This is a genomic window from Crenobacter sp. CS_VA4 (assembly GCF_055597485.1).
In genome coordinates, this window is record NZ_JBVMAE010000002.1 from 134,037 (window position 1) to 151,532 (window position 17,496).

The 17,496-nt window shown below is 62.7% G+C and carries 17 protein-coding genes; 10 read left to right on the top strand and 7 right to left on the bottom strand.

The genetic code is table 11. The annotated features are described in order from the left end of the window. Positions 1-225 precede the first annotated feature (225 nt). On the bottom strand, positions 226-1,134 hold the full coding sequence (locus tag ACZ2IA_RS02465; protein ID WP_470290980.1) for a LysR family transcriptional regulator: 909 nt from the start codon (positions 1,132-1,134) through the stop codon (positions 226-228). A 126-nt stretch (positions 1,135-1,260) separates the two neighbouring features. Here ACZ2IA_RS02465 and ACZ2IA_RS02470 point away from each other — a divergent pair, with 126 nt between their 5' ends. From ACZ2IA_RS02470 to ACZ2IA_RS02510, 9 genes are all read left to right on the top strand, one after another. After that, a complete protein-coding gene (locus ACZ2IA_RS02470) occupies positions 1,261-2,160 on the top strand; it encodes a pirin family protein (protein WP_470290981.1) in 900 nt (299 codons plus the stop codon). 96 nt (positions 2,161-2,256) lie between these two features. Continuing rightward, a complete protein-coding gene (locus ACZ2IA_RS02475; protein WP_470290982.1) occupies positions 2,257-2,946 on the top strand; it encodes an isochorismatase family protein in 690 nt (229 codons plus the stop codon). A 191-nt stretch (positions 2,947-3,137) separates the two neighbouring features. Next, on the top strand, positions 3,138-4,061 hold the full coding sequence (locus tag ACZ2IA_RS02480; RefSeq protein WP_470290983.1) for a VTT domain-containing protein: 924 nt from the start codon (positions 3,138-3,140) through the stop codon (positions 4,059-4,061). Positions 4,062-4,473: 412 nt separating this feature from the next. Continuing rightward, the gene (locus ACZ2IA_RS02485) at positions 4,474-5,370 is read left to right on the top strand and encodes an alpha/beta hydrolase (protein ID WP_470290984.1); all 897 of its coding nucleotides are present in this window, start codon (positions 4,474-4,476) and stop codon (positions 5,368-5,370) included. Positions 5,371-5,688: 318 nt separating this feature from the next. Next, the gene (locus ACZ2IA_RS02490) at positions 5,689-6,417 is read left to right on the top strand and encodes a dienelactone hydrolase family protein (protein ID WP_470290985.1); all 729 of its coding nucleotides are present in this window, start codon (positions 5,689-5,691) and stop codon (positions 6,415-6,417) included. A gap of 77 nt (positions 6,418-6,494) precedes the next feature. Beyond that, complete coding sequence (locus ACZ2IA_RS02495) at positions 6,495-7,478, top strand: CapA family protein (RefSeq protein WP_470290986.1); 984 nt, start codon at positions 6,495-6,497, stop codon at positions 7,476-7,478. Between the two features lie 142 nt (positions 7,479-7,620). Beyond that, positions 7,621-8,649, top strand: a complete 1,029-nt coding sequence (locus ACZ2IA_RS02500; RefSeq protein WP_470290987.1) for an LLM class flavin-dependent oxidoreductase — start codon at positions 7,621-7,623, stop codon at positions 8,647-8,649. Between the two features lie 368 nt (positions 8,650-9,017). Beyond that, positions 9,018-9,143 (top strand): hypothetical protein, encoded by a 126-nt coding sequence (locus tag ACZ2IA_RS02505; protein ID WP_470290988.1) that lies wholly within the window; start codon positions 9,018-9,020, stop codon positions 9,141-9,143. A gap of 89 nt (positions 9,144-9,232) precedes the next feature. Continuing rightward, entirely contained in the window at positions 9,233-10,420 is a 1,188-nt protein-coding gene (locus ACZ2IA_RS02510; RefSeq protein WP_470290989.1) for an MFS transporter, read from the top strand. Positions 10,421-10,431: 11 nt separating this feature from the next. Here the strand turns inward: ACZ2IA_RS02510 and ACZ2IA_RS02515 are convergent, their stop codons facing one another. From ACZ2IA_RS02515 to ACZ2IA_RS02540, 6 genes are all read right to left on the bottom strand, one after another. Then, positions 10,432-11,169 carry an alpha/beta fold hydrolase gene (locus ACZ2IA_RS02515; protein ID WP_470290990.1) on the bottom strand — a complete coding sequence of 246 codons (738 nt, stop codon included), beginning with the start codon at positions 11,167-11,169 and terminating at the stop codon, positions 10,432-10,434. 110 nt (positions 11,170-11,279) lie between these two features. Beyond that, positions 11,280-11,663 (bottom strand): Imm50 family immunity protein, encoded by a 384-nt coding sequence (locus ACZ2IA_RS02520; RefSeq protein WP_470290991.1) that lies wholly within the window; start codon positions 11,661-11,663, stop codon positions 11,280-11,282. A gap of 506 nt (positions 11,664-12,169) precedes the next feature. Beyond that, positions 12,170-12,970, bottom strand: a complete 801-nt coding sequence (locus ACZ2IA_RS02525; RefSeq protein WP_470290992.1) for a DinB family protein — start codon at positions 12,968-12,970, stop codon at positions 12,170-12,172. 123 nt (positions 12,971-13,093) lie between these two features. Further along, positions 13,094-14,113, bottom strand: coding sequence for an oxidoreductase (locus tag ACZ2IA_RS02530; RefSeq protein WP_470290993.1), 1,020 nt, complete (start codon positions 14,111-14,113; stop codon positions 13,094-13,096). Between the two features lie 197 nt (positions 14,114-14,310). Further along, complete coding sequence (locus ACZ2IA_RS02535) at positions 14,311-15,285, bottom strand: glucokinase (RefSeq protein ID WP_470290994.1); 975 nt, start codon at positions 15,283-15,285, stop codon at positions 14,311-14,313. A 166-nt stretch (positions 15,286-15,451) separates the two neighbouring features. Beyond that, entirely contained in the window at positions 15,452-15,595 is a 144-nt protein-coding gene (locus ACZ2IA_RS02540; RefSeq protein ID WP_470290995.1) for a hypothetical protein, read from the bottom strand. Between the two features lie 263 nt (positions 15,596-15,858). Between ACZ2IA_RS02540 and ACZ2IA_RS02545 the strand changes: the two genes are divergently transcribed. After that, a complete protein-coding gene (locus ACZ2IA_RS02545) occupies positions 15,859-17,487 on the top strand; it encodes an NADP-dependent glyceraldehyde-3-phosphate dehydrogenase (protein WP_470290996.1) in 1,629 nt (542 codons plus the stop codon). The last annotated feature ends 9 nt before the right edge of the window (positions 17,488-17,496 follow it).

Consider the following 17,496-nt stretch of genomic DNA (forward strand, 5'->3'; position numbering starts at 1 on the left):
GGAACCGTTTGGCCTGTCTCCAGCCCCCTCCTCTGAACCTCTACACGGCCCAGTGATTCACTAACTGCGAGCAACATGAAGATTTTTTCACCTACTTTGGCTCAGCATCGGTTCACGGCTTAAAAACAAGTATGAAAAACCCTTGTTTTATATTGCTTAACCCACCGCACACCGAACTTGGGATAGACCAACAGGGGAATCTGTTCACTTAACAACTCTCCCGATCTAGTCCTCGTTAAGCTGCCCAAAGCGCTGCGCCAAAAAGTCGATTAACCGTCGGACCGAAGGCAGAAGTCCCCTTCTGGACGGAAACACCGCATGAATGACGCCGCCTTTCGGTGCCCATCCCGGAACCAGCTTGACCAAAGCTCCTCGATCGACCTCTTCCTTGATCATCATGGTCGGTAGTTGCACGATACCGGCCCCCGCTAGGGCGGCCTGTCGCAACGTAATCATGTCGTCCGTGACCAAGCGCGGGGAGTGATGAATGGCGGCTTTGGCCCCCTCAGGGCCATCCAGGTACCAAACATGCTCTTGCTGTACCGGCCCCAGATCCAGGCTCGGCAAGCCGTTCAGGTCCGCGGGGACGGTGACAGGCCCATACTTGCTCAGCAAGGAAGGGCTGGCCACGACACACCACGTGCGATCGGCCAGGACTTTCATGACCAGGTCGCTGTCCTTTAATGGCGGAACACGCACCCGGATCGCCACATCGACCCCCTCCCCGATCACGTCCACGCGCCGGTTCGTCGCTTCCAGATGCACGGTGACCAATGGGTTTTCCGCCATGAACTCGGCGACCATTTCCCCCACCCGGGCGTGCAGCAGCGCGACGGGGCAGGTCATCCGAACAATCCCTCGTGGCTCAGAGCGTGTCAGCTCGATGGCTTGCTGGGCCGCTTCGGCCTCGACGAGCATCGCCTTGCAATGCGCGTAGTAACTCTGCCCCACCTCGGTCACTGAAAAGCGGCGGGTAGAGCGCTGGATCAGTCGGACCCCGAGTCGTTCCTCCAACAATGCCACTCGACGGCTCAGCTTGGACTTGGGGATGCCCAAGGCGCGTCCGGCGGGGGCAAAGCCCTGGTGATCGACGACCTGGGCGAAGAAGTAGAGATCATTGAAGTCGGTCAGCATGTCGTCCTCATCGTTCCATCAGTGCAACGCTGAGAGTGAATTTTACCGTCTACTGCAGAAATTTGCCCTGAACTAAGCTTCTGCCATCCCAACCAGGCCAGATCGGCCTCGAACCAGGAGCAGGTGATGAAGAAAATTCTCGGCATCTATAGCAGCCCCAAAGGGCATTGGGTCGGCGACGGCTTCCCGGCGCGGACGCTGTTCTCGTACGACTCGCTCGGCCGCCACCTGAGCCCGTTCCTGATGCTGGATTACGCCGGCCCGGCTTCGTTCAAACCGGCGACGCGCCGTCGTGGCGTTGGCCAGCATCCACACCGCGGCTTCGAGACGGTGACCATCGTGTACCAAGGCGAGCTGGAGCACCGCGACTCGACCGGCAGTGGCGGGCGCATCGGCCCCGGCGACGTGCAGTGGATGACCGCCGCCTCCGGCATCCTGCACGAGGAGTTTCACTCCGAAGCGTTCACCCGTACAGGCGGAACCTTGGAAATGGTGCAGCTGTGGGTCAACCTGCCGGCCAAGGACAAGATGGCTGCACCGGGCTACCAGACCCTGCTGGACGGCGACATTCCGTCCGTTCCGTTGCCGGACGAGGCCGGGCGTGTCCGCGTCATCGCCGGCAATTACCAAGGTCACTCCGGTCCGGCGCGCACCTTCACGCCGATGGACGTGTGGGATCTGCATCTGCAGCAAGGTCGAAGCACCGAGCTGACCGTTCCGGCCGGCCGAACGCTGGCGCTGATCGTGCTGCGCGGCGCCGTGCTGGTCAATGGCGATCAGATTGCCCGCGAAGCGCAGCTGGTGATGCTGGAGCGTGCCGGGACGGACGTTTCGCTGGAGGCGAACAGTGACGCCACCTTGCTGGTGCTGAGCGGCGAGCCGATCGAGGAGCCGGTGGTGGGGTACGGCCCCTTCGTGATGACCTCCGAGGCCGAGATCCGCCAGGCGATTGAGGACTTCAACAGCGGTCGGTTTGGCCAGATGCCGGGATTGTCCCCGCAACCGGCTACAGACATGACCTCTTGAATGTTGGGCCCCCACGAACCGTGTGGGCCGGATTGGGCAATTCGCCCTCCCCGTCGGCCAGCTGCCGATATCACTCCAACTAAGAGGAGATCCGAAATGAGCACGTTGAATAATGTAGCGAACTTCAATGGCCAAAAGCCGACGATCGATCCGAACGACGCCGCGATGCTGTTGATCGACCATCAGAGTGGCTTGTTTCAGGTCGTCAAAGACATCGACTTGCCGCAGTTGCGGGCGAATGTGATTGCCTTGGCCAAGGCCGCCAACCTGCTGAAGATGCCGGTGATCACCACCGCCTCGGTGCCGCAGGGGCCGAACGGCCCGCTGATTCCGGAAATCCATCAATCGGCCCCGCACGCCCACTACGTGGCGCGCAAGGGCGAGATCAATGCCTGGGATAGCCCGGACTTCGTCGCCGCGGTCGAGGCGACCGGCAAGAAGACGCTGGTCATCGCCGGCACCATCACCAGCGTCTGCCTGGCGTTCCCGTCGATCAGCGCGGCTTTCGCCGGCTATAAGGTATTCGCGGTCGTCGATGCTTCCGGCACCGTCTCGAAGATGGCCTCGGATCTGACAATTGCCCGACTGACCCAAGCCGGGGTGGTGCCCATCGACACGATGGGCACACTCTCTGAGCTGCAAGGTTCATGGAACCGGCCGGATGCGCAGCAATGGGCCGAGGTCTACGCCGAGGCGATGCCACACTATCGGCTGTTGATCGAGAGTTATATCAAGGCTCAGGAAGTGGTGACGAACCACGAAGAACTGGATTCGCTGCGCAAGTGAGGCGGTAGTGTAGTAAGGGACTGGGGGTTGGCCGAATCCGATCGTGGGCGAATCCCCGGCCACTTAACTATCGTGAGTTTTACTGGTGTCTGTACGGTTCTAGGGCCCACTCTTCGTGCCGCTACGTTTGCCATGCCAGCCACCAGCCGGATAGCGCAGAGACATAAGGTCAAGGGATAAGGCACACGCCCATGGAAATAACCTGGTTCAGCGAGGCGATCCAGCGAGACGCCATCTGGGCAGTATTCTTGAATGTGCTACTGCAACAGCTGGGCCTCCCGCTGCCCGCCGTTCCAACCCTGATGATCGCGGGCAGCCTTGCCTTGTCCTTCGGGCATGCCGGCAAAGTTCTCGCCGTGGCGGTACTGGCCTCCGTGATCGCCGACTGGCTCTGGTACATGGCAGGCAGGATGTTCGGCTACCGAGTGCTCGGAGGCCTATGCCGGCTGTCGATCAATCCGGGCTCATGCGTATCCCAAACTGAAGTCCGCTTCACGCGATGGGGCGTTTGGTCGCTGGTCATCGCCAAATTTGTCCCAGGGTTTTCCATCGTGGCACCCCCTATTGCTGGCTCGCTTCGCATGCCGTTGCGAAGCTTCCTCGTCGCAGTCAGCTTCGGTGCCACGTTCTGGGCGGGGGCCGCCATCCTGACTGGCTGGCTGCTGCGTGCAGAGTTGCAAACCGTCATTGCCGCGTTAGGTCGTAACGGGGCTGCCGTGGGCATCGTTGCCTTGCTCGCCCTTGCTGTTTGGCTGGGTTGGAAGCTGTGGCAAAAACATCGGTTTGAGCAGCAGGCCGCCATCCCGCACATCTCTCCTGCCGAATTGATCCTCGCTCTGCGTTCGGATCATCCTCCGCTGCTGCTCGATCTTCGCAGTACCAGCATGATTGCCGAAACTGGCGCGGTCGAAGGCGCAACGGTGACTCAGCTTGAGGGGCTGTTGAACGCGGTGGATCAATGGCCGAAGAACGGGCAAATCGTGACGCTGTGTGCGTGCCCTGGGGATGCCACGGCCGTGCGTGCCGCCCATAACCTCACCCAATTAGGCTACACGTCAGTTCGTCCACTTAAGGGGGGATATGAAGCGTGGGGCAAGGCACATAAGCCAATGTGAGTATTCACTAACTCGGCCATTTCCAGCACTTCTACTGCGGCCAATTTACGGCCCAACTCCAAACGCCGATTTTGACCGTTATCAGCCATTTTCTTTGCTAGGGTAAAGCCAAGGTGATTGATGCGGCGTGCTTGGTAGGGTTGCGAACTTCGCGACCCGTGTTGAAAGCACAAGCTGACCATGACCTATGTTTAGGCACCATGAATCGATCCGACTTCGGTAGGCATTTCTGACCGGCAGCCTCTGGTCGATTTCAGCCGCTTACGACTGTCTGAAATCGATGACCAGGGTCTCACGTAGTTCCGCAAGCCTGGGGCCGGAACCACGTTCGCACACCCGGTATTCCGCCCTGCTCTGTCGTGATGCCGCGTTCCCACTTCATGGGAAGTGGTGGCCCATTTCGAAGATCTCCATGAAGTGCATCCGACTGTTGTTCGCGACCCTCTTTGGCCTGACATTGCTGGCAATCGTCGGCCGTCACGGCCTTTTCCTTCTCATTGAGCGGCACGCGTTCACTACCACACCAGCAGGAACGCTCACACCGGAGATGCTCGGGGTGCCGTCACAACAGATCGCCTTTCCCAGCGGCGATCGGATACTCCGTGGGTCCTACGTACAGGCGTCGGGCCGTGTTGCCGCGGCCGTTCTGATTTTTCATGGCGACGAGGAGAACCTCGCAGATTGGGCAACCGTCCAGAAGCACCTCTACGAGAACGGCGTTTCCTCCTTCGTGTTTGACTATAGCGGCTACGGGTCGAGTACCGGTGCACCCACCGTGCAAAACCTTCGTCAGGATGGGCTCAGCGCCCACCAGCGTTTCATGGCGCTGACGCCACAAGCAGCCCGTCACTACCTATTGGGCTTTTCTCTTGGCTCCGCCGTGCTTCTGGATGTTCTTCCCGACTTGCACCCTGCTGCGGACGGCATTGTCATCGCCTCTGGGTTCGCCTCCGCCCGGGAGGCTGCCGTTGCGGTGGGGTTGGTACCGAAATGGCTTGCTTGGCTGCTACCCGACGTCTGGGACAACGAGGCTCGTATGAGCCGTGTCAAATCACCGCTTCTGATTGTCCACAGTCGTGCCGATGAGGTGGTGGATTGGCGGCAGGCCATGCGGCTGAACGCGGTGGCCACAAGCCCGCATCGTCTGGTATTGCTGGATGCGTTGACGCATGATGCCGCCATCAATCCTCAAGAACAGAACCGTTTCTGGTCACCGATCTTCGCTTTTTTCCGCTCTGGAAATATTGTCGATACCGGAGCGGCCGAGCCGATACCCCCTCGCGAGACGCTGCCCGATAAGCGCCCGTGACGGCGGGAAACGCGGACCAACCAAGATCAAGGCCATCGCCGTGCAAGTGTCCGATAAGGAAGACCCCCCCTCAGGCCGGCTGCCGAGGTGTTGAGCTCTCAGAGCGGGCAACGCCTTCGCGAACAGGACAAATCCGTTAGCTTTTCACTCCCCGGCTCTTGGGGGCCCATCAAGATGGGCATGGCGCCGAGAAGGCCTTATAAATCAATAAACTAACCTTTCGCCACCACTGACCCTTACAGGACCAGTAGTGACGCTGCTAGGAGCCGTCCTAATGGGCCGCTCTACGTGAAGTTTCCCCAAGTGGAGGACGAGTAAGTGGTCGCCACACTGCACAAGGCTGAGTCTCAACGTCAACACCATGCCGATCCCGCCGGGCAGGCCCAGGCGAGTTCCACCGCAACACGCCGGCCGGAATCGCTCGTCCGCATCCCCATCGACGCCATCGATCTGGAAGCCGAGCTTCACCTCAGCGACACCGACCGCCTCGTCGTGTTCGCCCACGGCAGCGGCAGCAGTCGTCACAGTCCGCGTAACCAATACGTCGCACGCGTGCTCAATGAAGCGGGCATCGGCACCCTGCTGTTCGACATGCTGACGCTCAAGGAAGATCAGGATTACGCCCGACGCTTCGACATCGACCTGCTGACCGAGCGCCTGCTGGCCGTCACCTCCTGGCTGCGCCAACAGGCGGACACCGTCGACGCCGCGATCGGCTATTTTGGCGCCAGCACCGGTGCCGCGGCCGCGTTGCGGACCGCCGCGCTGCTGGGCGATGCGGCGGCGGCCGTGGTGTCCCGCGGTGGCCGGCCGGATCTGGCCGGCGCGGACGTGCTCGCCAGCATCACCACCCCAACGCTGCTGATCGTCGGCGGCCTGGATTTTCACGTGCTGAACCTCAATCGCCAGGCCCTGGCGCGCTTGCTCGGCCCGAAACAGCTCGAGATCATCCCCGGCGCCACCCATCTGTTCGAAGAACCGGGCACGCTGGAGAGTGCGGCCGACGCCGCTTGCCGATGGTTCGAAACCTATCTGCCGAAGCGATGAAACCGACCGCGGAAACGCACATCGCCTGCGCGATCCACAGCCGGTGGTTCATCCTGCCGACGGCGTGAGGGGGCTCCATGATCACGCTCGCCCTGGTCGGCGATTTGATGCTCGGCCGGCTAGTCAACCAAGAACTGAAAACGATGCAGCCGCACGAAGTGTGGGGGGACGTGCTGCCACTCTTGGCAGCGGCGGACCTGCGCATCGGCAATCTTGAATGCGCCCTCACCGCGCACCGACGCCCCTGGAGTCGTACCTCCAAGGTTTTCCACTTTCGTGCGGACCCCTCGGCCGTCCGGGTGCTAAGCGCTGCACGCATCGACGCGGTTTCGCTGGCCAACAACCACACGCTCGACTTCGAGGAACAGGGTCTGCTCGACACCGTGGCGCATCTCGACGCGGCCGGCATTCGGCACGCCGGCGCCGGGCGCGACCTCGGCGCCGCGACGGCGCCCGCCTTCATCCCGGTGAACGGCCGCCAGATCGCGCTGATCGCCGTCACCGACAACGAGCCCGCCTTCGCCGCCGGCGAGACGACACCGGGCACCCATTACCTTGAGGTCTCGACCTCCGATGCAACGCTGCGTTACGTCGAGCAATTGATCCTCGGCGCGCGAGCCACAGGCGCCGAGCTCGTGGTGTTCTCCAACCACTGGGGGCCGAACATGGTCAACCGCCCGGCGGCGCGGTTCCGGGAATTCGCGCGCGCGGTCATCGAACTCGGCGCGGACGTCTACTACGGCCACAGCGCGCACCTGTTCCAAGGGGTCGAGGTCCATCACGGCAAGCCCATCCTGTACAGCACCGGCGATTTCGTCGACGACTACGCCGTCGACCCCTGGCTGCGCAACGACTGGTCCTTCCTATTTCTGGTGGGCATGGAAGGCGGACAGCTGCGTCGCCTGGAACTCTTCCCCGTGACGCTCGACGTCGCGCATGTGCGCCGGGCCGCGATGCCGGAGCGGCAGCGCATCTGCCAGCGCATGCGCGAGCTGTCCGCCGAAATGGGAACGGCGCTGCAGGAAGAGCACGGAACGTTATCGTGGCAGGCCGCCGTCTAGGCATATAGGAGCCGCCAAGGGTATTGGCGACACTTACTAGACGACCGGTCTAATCTTGACTAGGATAGGCTAATCCGTCCTGTCCCAACACAAAGCGCCAGCATCACCAGCCGGGACGCGCCCTTCCCTTCAGGAGCCCACCATGATCCCGTTCTCGCTGCTCGACCTCTCCCCGATTCTCAAGGGAAGCAATGCCACCAAAGCCTTTCAGAACACCCGCGACCTCGCGCAGCACGCCGAACGCTGGGGCTACCGGCGCTACTGGTTGGCCGAACACCACAATATGACCGGCATCGCCAGTGCGGCCACCTCGGTGGTGATGGCCGACGTCGCGGCGGCGACGTCGACGATTCGGATCGGCGCGGGTGGCATCATGCTGCCTAACCATGCGCCGCTGATGGTCGCCGAACAATTCGGCACGCTGGAATCGCTGCACCCCGGGCGAATAGACCTGGGGCTGGGACGCGCCCCAGGTACCGATCAGCGCACCGCCCGGGCCTTGCGCCGCAACCTTGCCGACAGCGCCGACACCTTTCCCGACGACGTGCTGGAACTGCAGTCGTATTTCCGGCCGGCCGTACCGGGCCAGGCCGTCCAGGCGGTGCCAGGTGCCGGCCTGAATGTACCGATATGGCTGCTGGGCTCGAGCCTGTTCAGCGCGCAGCTGGCCGCAAAACTGGGCCTGCCGTTCGCCTTCGCCTCGCACTTCGCGCCGACCTATCTGCTGCAGGCGCTCAACATCTATCGCAGCCAGTTCACCCCGTCGCCGGCGCTCGATCGACCCTACGCGATGGTCGCGGTCAATGTGTTCGCGGCCGACGAGGATCGGGAGGCACGCCGGCTGTTCACCTCGCTGCAGCAGCAATTCCTCAACCTGATCCGCGGCACGCCCGGCCAGCTCAACCCGCCGGTCGACGATATGGCGCCGCTCTGGTCGTCGTCGGAGCAAGCGCGGGTCGAGCACTCGCTCGCCTGCTCGGTGGTGGGCTCGCCCCAGATGGTCGGACAGGGGCTGAGCCGGTTTATCGAGGAAACGGCGGCGGATGAGCTGATGATTACCGGCCAGATTTACGACCACGCGGCGCGCTTGCGTTCGTTTGAAATCGTCGCGTCGCTGCGGCAGTCGCTGAGTGGGACTACGCCGACAACGCAGCTGGAGAGTGTCGAGTAATCCAGAGGCAAGGCGCGACAATGGCGGAGGGAAAATCACGCCCCGAGGCGCACCGTATCGTTTCGTGCAGCTGGGGCAACGCAGATCAATTGCTCTTCGTCCTGAGGCGCCCCAAAACCGGCCGTTGGAAACCCTTACTGCCTGACAGAAAAACGCCACTTCAAGCTGGGGGACAGGCGGGTCTTGCGCCGAATCCCGGCTGCTCGCCCACCAACGAAAATCCTGGCAATAGCACGCAAAAGACCTATGATCGGAACACGCCGTGGCCGCTGCATTCCCGCGCCGCTGCCAACCGCAGGGTTCCACCTGCATCAGTACCACGTGGTGACGGGTCTTGCCCGGATACCCGCGCTACAAGGAGTTCGATCATGGCTAAAGGCCAACTGCACGGTAACCGTGAACCGAAGAAACCCAAGAAGCCAAAACAGCCGGTTGTCCCCCCTTCTCAGTTCATCGTTCAGCCGAAACCCGGCGAACCGCCGAAGAAACACTAGCGTCCGATGAAGTCATAACATCAAGCCGGCGACTGCCGGCTTTTGTCATGCTATGGGCTGGTGTGAACTTGAACGAGGGCTAGTATCAGGTGGCTATCGCCGATCGCGTCATCACGATTCCACGCACGGTCTGGGTGCTCGGCTTCGTCAGCCTGTGCATGGACCTGTCTTCCGAGCTGATCCACAGCCTGCTGCCGATCTTCATGGTGAGCACGCTCGGTATCAGCGCCTTGACGCTGGGGGTGATCGAAGGCATCGCCGAGGCGACCGCGCTGATCGTCAAGGTGTTCTCCGGCCTGGTCAGCGACATCATCCGCCGCCGCAAGGCCCTGTTGCTGTTGGGCTATGGGCTGGCCGCGCTGACCAAGCCGCTGTTCCCTCTCGCGCATTCGGCCGACACGGTGTTTGCCGCCCGTTTCCTGGATCGTATCGGCAAGGGCATTCGCGGAGCGCCGCGCGATGCCCTGGTCGCCGACGTGGCGCCACCGGCCATCCGCGGCGCCTGCTTCGGGCTGCGGCAGTCGATGGACACCGTCGGCGCCGTGCTCGGCCCGCTGCTGGCGATCCTGCTGCTGTTTTGGCTAAACAGCGACATCCAGCGGGTGCTCTGGTTTGCCGTATTGCCCGCCCTGCTGGCGGTGCTGCTGCTGTGGGTCGGCGTCCGGGAAACGGCCCCGCCGTCGCCGCCCACCACCCACCGCTTCCCGATCCGCTGGGCGCTGCTGCGCCGCCTCGCGCCGGCCTACTGGTACGTCGTCCTGCTCGGCGCGGTCTTCACACTGGCGAGGTTCAGCGAGGCCTTTCTGGTGCTGCGCGCGCAGCAACTGGGGCTGGCTACGCTGTGGATCCCGCTGGTGATGGTGGTGATGTCGCTCTTCTACACCGTGTCGGCGTACCCGGCCGGCTGGCTGTCCGACCGGCTCAGCCGCATTGCGCTGCTGGGCGTCAGCCTGATACTGCTGATCGGCGCCGACCTGCTGCTTGCGCGGGCCGACACCACCCTGGCGTTGATGGAGGGCGTGGCGCTATGGGGCTTGCACATGGGCTTCAGCCAGGGCCTGCTCGCCACACTGGTCGCCGACACCTCGCCGTCTGACCTCAAGGGCACCGCGTTCGGCCTGTTCAATCTGGTCAGCGGGCTGGCGATGCTGTTCGCCAGCGTGATCGCCGGCTGGCTCTGGCAGTACCACGGCTCGGCGACGACGTTCTATGTGGGCGCGGTATTCGCTGGGCTCGCCTTGCTGGCGCTGTTGTTCCGGGCTGTACTGACTCGTTAACGTTCACACCGCTACCGGTCGAGCAGGCCGGCGACCACCCTGCCGAATTCGTCCGGATCTTCCAGCATCATCATGTGTCCGACGCCCGGCATCACTGTCATGCTCGCCGCGGTGTTCAGCGCCCAGTCCGGTACGTCCCATCCTGCGCGCGAGCGCTCGCCGGCTACGAGATGCACCGGGATGCACTCGAACACCCGGCGTAACGCCTCAAGGTAGTCCGCCACCGAAGTCGCCTCGACCACCGCACGCCCCATCGCTTTCACCGTCGCCCCGCCCTGGCAGGCCAGCCAGCGCCGCGCTTCGGCCAACCTTTCAGTGCTCGGCTCGACCCCGGCCCGCGCAAGCCACGCCGCCGGGTCGGCGCGGAAGCCGTCGATCAACGCCTCGACCTCTTCGACGGGTTTCTGCGCCACCGACGCCGACCAGAACGCGTCGTTCAGCGTGAAATTGCCCTCGACGTTGATCACCGCCGCCACCCTGTCCGGATGGCGGTCGGCGAGCAGCATCGCGATCGCCCCGCCGACCGAGTGGCCGAGCAGCATCACCGGGCCGCCGACTTCGTTTGCGATCAGCTCGGCGAGATGGTCGACCTGATCGGACAGGCTGGCCGGAATACGGTGGGCTTGCTGGCCATAGCCCAATAGGTCGGGGGCGAGCACGCGGTGTGGTGCAAGTTCGGCTGCCAGTTGTGGATTGTTCAGCGCGCCCATTAGGCCGTGGATCAGGACGAGCGGTAGGGGTTGTGTCATGGAAGGGCTTTCCTGATTGAATAATCGAGGTCGAGTAGAAAAACGGCGGAACGCTCCTTCGGAGCTTCCGCCCTACTGTTTACGTCTCCGCAAACATCCGGGGTACGCGGTTAATCAAAGTACGCATTAATTTTTGATATTGATATAGCTCCCGCATGGATCACCATTGACACCTTGCCAGTTATTTCACAAACCAAACCCCCATTTGATTTCCCAACAACCCTTAAGGAAACTAAAGGCGGTTCATTGTTACTTTTAGCACCAAAATCCATAGCACTGACCCTTGATATCAGATACTCAATTTGCACATTTTTGCGATCATGCCATTTTGGGGGCAACCACGATGGCTCAGATGGCATTTCAAAAACAACAATTACTCTTTCAGCATCAGGGTAATATGCAAGATTAACGATTCTCAAATCATTAAGCGGATAGCATTCCCCATATAGTTTCTTTACAAGAAAATCATTCCCTATTAGATCTCTCATCTTCATTTCACTTTCTTAGTGCGCAAGGCGAATTTCCATCGTCTTAAATGCTCACACAGACCACTAAAACTCCTTGAAGCTGTCATGCTGGTTATGCATTTGAATGCATCTAAAGGCATATAAGCTATTTCTTTTGACCGAATGGTTTTATATGAAAAACATCTGCTTTTGTAGCGAGCCCCCAATAGAGCCAATAACAAAGCCGATCCAAAGAATGGTAACCGACAAAGTGGTACGATCAAGTAGCAAAACGGAGAAGGCAACCATTCCGTAGCCTACAACGACCAAAATTACTCTAAACAAAAACGTAAAATTTCCATTTTTAACTATCTTCACTTTTTATGAGCCTTATCACCATTTCTAGCGCGTAGGGCGGAAGCCCTGAAGTGATGCCCATCTCCAACCAAAAGCATTTTGAAAAACAGCCGAATATCCCTCCCCTCACCTCTGCAAATATTCGAGAGACGCTGAGCTCGCTCAGGCCAAGGTTGGCCGAAAGACCATTAGCCAATTTATCGGATCACATAATCCGCGCCGAACAGCTCCTCCCCCAACTCCTCCACCTCCAACAAATGCTCCCCATCGTGGTGATGCAGGTCGTAGGCGAGCTCTTCCAGCGTGATGCGGGTAATGCCGTCGAACAGGCCGACGCGGCGGCGCGCCTCATCGCCGAGCCCGCGCAGCAGCTCGACCAGCGCCTGGCGGCCGGCGGCGAATGCGGCCAGCGCGTCGGCGAGCGACTCGCGGTGGTAGTCGCGCTCGGCGGCCCAGACCCGGCCGTTGACGCGCTGCAGCGTCGGGGCGGTTTCGGCCAACATGGCTTGGAAGCGGATCGAATAGGCGTCGCGATCGAGGTCGCGCAGGTGGCAGGCGTGTTCAAGCAGCGAAAAGCCCGGCACCGCCGGACGCAGGCGTATCGCGTCACCGGGGAAAGCGGCGGCCCGTTCTGCCAATGCTTGCGGCATCGCGGCCAGCGCGGCTAGCAGCTCGGGCCAGGACAGGCGCAGCGGCAGCGGTGTCCACACCACCCCGTAGGTGAAGTAACCGCCCGGCACCCGGCCGCGCGGGCGCAGCACGTCGTGTCGGTGACGGCGCATCACCTCGGCGACCATCGCGCCGCAGAACTGCCGGGCGGTGTCGTCGTCGGCGACTTCGGGGAAGCGCGTCTTGAGATCGTGAATGATGGCGGCCACCGCCGGTACTTCGGCGCGGGACAGGGCGGCGTATTCGAGATAGCGCTCGGGGCTGTCGATCAGCTGTTCGAGCTGGGCCCCGAGCGGCGTTTGGCGGAAGGTGTTGAATCGTGAGTGCATGCGCTCACTATAACCGCGCTTTTTATAACGTCACAAATTGAACGGTTATTTTGGCATATTTTGACAGGCGGCGCTGTAGCGAAGGCGCCACCGGCGCCCTGCCCGGCTTCATACGCACCAGCACTACAACACCACCACCCGCTCCTGTTCGGCCGACTGCTGCGCCGCCTCCAGCACCCGCATCACCGCCAGCGCCTGCTCCGGCGGCACCGGGTTGGCGCTCTTGCCGCGCAGCGCATCGCGCAACTGCTCGTAATACGCTTGCTGGCAGCCGCGCGGCACCGTGATGTCGCGCACGCTGCCGTCGGCGCCGTCGTAGAACTGCGCCGGCTCCGCGTCGGAGCCCCACTCTGCATTGGCCGGAGTCAACCCCTCGAGCAATTGACGCTCCTGGCCGTCGGCCGAACGCTTGACCAGGCTGCCGCGGCTGCCGTGTACGGTGAAGCGCGGCGAGCCGCCGGCGACCAGCATCGACGCGTGCAGCACGACGCGGCGCGGGCCGTAATCGAGCAGCACATGCGCCCAGTCGACCGCCTGAGCGCCGTCCCGCTGCCGGGCGAGCTGCGCCGACACCGCGCAAGGTTGGCCGAACAGCAGTAAGGCCTGGTCGATCAGGTGCGGGCCGAGGTCGAACCATACCCCGCCGCCGGGCACCGCGCTCTCGCGCCAGCGCTCGCGCACCTGCGGGCGGTAGCGGTCGATGTGCGACTCGAAGTGCACTACCTCGCCGAGCAGGCCGTCGTCGATGGCGGCGCGCACCGCCAAAAAGTCGCTGTCCCAGCGGCGGTTGTGGAATACCGACAATAGGCGGTTCTGCTGTGCGGCGAGTTCGGCCAGGCTCTGCGCCTCGGCACAATCCAGCGCGAACGGCTTGTCGATCACTACATGCTTGCCGGCCAGCAAGGCTTGCCTGGCAAGCGGCGCGTGGGTGTCGTTGGGCGTGGCGATCACCACCAGGTCGATGTCGGGATGCGCCAAGGGCTGCTCAGGCGGCAGCACCGCCATACCGGGCAGCACGGCGCGAACTTCGTCCGGCCGGCTGGAGCCGACCAAGGTCAGCTGCAGGCCGGGCACGGCCTGCAGCAAGGGGGCATGAAAAACGCGGCCGGCGTAGCCGAAGCCGATCAGGGCGACACGGATCATCGTTTGCTCGCTCATGCGGAAAAGAAAAGACGGCAAGGCAGCCGCTTCGGCCAACCTTGCCGTTGGAGAGAACCTGTTGGAACGGCGCTTTTAGAGTCGCCAACAAACCCCAGCGCAGCGGTCTTGCTCGTCGCGCTGCCGCAGACAGTACGAGTAGTACGGCAAGGCAGCGCAACAACGCCAGGAGTTAGCGACTCTCAGGACAGCGCCACGTTCAGCGCCGCCGACACGCCATACATCGCCGGGTAGGCGGTGTTGATGATGAACACCGGGATGCCGGCGAGGTAGCCGGAGAAGCGCCCCTTGTCCTCGAAGCGGGTGCGGAACGGCGAGCCGGCGAAATAGTCACCGAGGCGCGGCACCACGCCGCCGCCGATATAGACACCGCCGCGCGCGCCGAGCGTCAGCGCCAGGTTGGACGCCGCAGTGCCGAGGATGGCGCAGAACACGTCAAGCGTTTCGCGGCAGCGCGGGCAGTCGCCGGACAAGCCACGGCTGGTGACGTCGGCGGCCGACAACGGCTCGCCGGTTTCGCCGGCCTGGTGCTGCAGCGCTTCGTAGATCAGCGACAGACCCGGGCCGGACAGCAGCCGCTCGGTCGAGACATGGCTGTACTTGGTGCAGGCGTAGCGCCAGATCGCCATCTCGCGTTCGTCGAATGGGGTGAAGCTGGCATGACCACCCTCGCCCGCCAGCGGCACGTAGCCGTTGCCGGTCGGCACCAGGCCCGACATGCCGAGGCCGGTGCCCGGGCCGATCAGCGCCAGCGGCGCGCCGACCCAAGGCTCGGCACCGCCGATCTTGGCGAGCTCACGCTCCGGCAGGTGCGGCAAGGCCAGCGCCAGCGCAGTGAAGTCGTTGATCACGATCAACGTCGTGAGCTCCAGCGCCAGCCGGGTCGCCTCGATCGAGAACGCCCAGTGGTGATTGGTCATCTGCACCCAGTCGCCAACCACCGGGTTGGCGATGCCGATCGCGGTATGTTCGACATAGCCGATGCCGGTCTTGGCGTAGTAGGCGCGCACCGCCAGCTCCAGCGACGGGTAGTCGCGACAGGACACGGTAGTGACGTGCTCCCAGTTGCCCGGCGAGGTTTCGAGGGCGAAACGGGCGTTGGTGCCGCCGATGTCGGCCAAGAGCCGAGGATAGCGAGTGGTGAGCTCAGTAGGCATCGCAGGAATCCTTGTCGGATGAATTCAGCGGCACGACGGGCGGCGGGCGCCCCTCGGCAACGCGACGGTGACGCGCCCAGGTGGCGCTTCGAAGGAAACGGCCACGCGAACTTGGCCGAAAGTCGGGCAGCGGACGCCGGCGGTAAACCGCGTCGGGTGGTTCATCTCAGCGCTGGCCGCGCCGAGCCGGCCGCCGGATCACGGCTGGCCGAAGAGAACCGCTCGTGGTCGCCATCCAGGCGGCGAGGATGGCCGCGAGCCCGAACAGAGCATCGCGGTAGCTGAACATCATCATGTCGAACGTGGACATCCTGTCTCTCTCCTGGGTGGCGGCCGCTGAGTGCCGCTCGAAGTTTGTAGTAATATTACCATCAAATCCGGGATTGACCAGCGCCATAAAAACGGCCAATCCCTTTGTTTATCGATATATCTTCAGGTTAATCGATTTTTCTTGGTTGCCATTCGGCTTTTCTGTGTAGTAAAAATACATGAACGTTCGGCCAACGCAGCGCGCCGACGACGACCGGCCCACGGGCGCCTTGCCCGCACGCAACACGACACTCGAGAGACGCGATGAACACGACCCAGGCACTGCACGAGCTGTTTCCCCGCCACGACGCCATCCCGGCCGACTGCCAGATCCTCGCCCCCATCCATCAGCGCACGCTGCTGGTGAACGGAGAGCTGAAGATGTGGCGCGGCGAGGTGCGCCAGGTGCGCTCGCCGGTGCACGTGCGCGGCGACGACGGGGTCCATGCGCCGGTGGAGATCGGCAGCTACCCGGTGACCGGCCTGGCCGAAGCGGACGAGGCGCTCGCCGCCGCGGTGGCCGCCTACGACAACGGCCGCGGCCAATGGCCCACCATGTCGGTGGCGCAGCGGATCGGCTGCGTCGAGGAGTTCACGCGCCAGATCCTCGCCAAGCGGCGCGAGATCGTGAACCTGATCATGTGGGAGATCGGCAAGAGCCTGGCCGATTCCGAGAAGGAATTCGACCGCACCATCGTCTACATCCGCGACACCATCGACGCGCTCAAGAAGCTCGACAACGACAACTCGCGCTTCCAGATCGTCGAGGGCACCATCGGCCAGATCCGCAGATCGCCCTTGGGCATCACGCTGTGCATGGGGCCGTACAACTACCCGCTGAACGAAACCTTCACCACGCTGATCCCGGCCCTGATCATGGGCAATGTGGTGCTGTTCAAGCCGCCGCGCTTCGGCACCCTGCTGTTCTACCCGATGCTGGAGGCGTTCCGCAGCGCCTTCCCCGCCGGCGTGATCAATACCCTGTACGGCAAGGGTTCGGAGCTGGTGCCATACCTGATGGCCAGCGGCAAGATCAACGTGCTGGCGCTGATCGGCTCGAGCCGCGTCGCCGACCAGCTCAAGAAGGCGCACCCGAAATCGAACCGACTGCGCGCGGTGCTCGGGCTCGACGCCAAGAACGCCGCGATCATCCTGCCGGACGCCGATCTGGAACTGGCGGTGAAGGAATGCGTGATGGGCGCGCTGTCGTTCAACGGCCAGCGCTGTACCGCGATCAAGATGATCCTGGTGCACCAGTCTGTGGCCGAGCAGTTCCTGCGCCGCTTTGCCGAGGCGGTGAACGCGCTGAAGATCGGCATGCCGTGGGAAAAAGGCGTGATGGTGACCCCGCTGCCTGACCCGGACAAATGCGCGTATCTGACCGAATGCATCGAGGACGCCAAGGCGCAGGGCGCGCGGGTGATCAACGAGGGTGGCGGCACGGTAGCCCAGACGTTGTTCCAGCCGGCGGTGGTGTTCCCAGTGAAGGAAGGCATGAAGCTGTACCGCGAGGAGCAGTTCGGCCCGGTGGTGCCGGTGGCGCCGTTCGAGGACATCGAGGACGCGATCGACTACATCATCACCTCCGATTACGGCCAGCAGGTCAGTCTGTTCGGCACCGACCCGCACCAGATCGCCGCGCTGGTCGACCCGCTCGTCAACCAGGTGTGCCGCGTCAACCTGAACTGCCAGTGCCAGCGCGGCCCGGACGTGTTCCCGTTCGCCGGCCGCAAGGATTCGGCCGAGGGCACGCTGTCGGTGCACGATGCGCTGCGCGCGTTCTCGATCCGTTCGATGGTGGCCGCCAAGCAGACCGAGGCGAGCAAGAAGCTGCTCGACGCGCTGGTGCTGTCGAACGAATCCAATTTCATCAACACCCGGTTCATCCTGTAAGCGACTGTT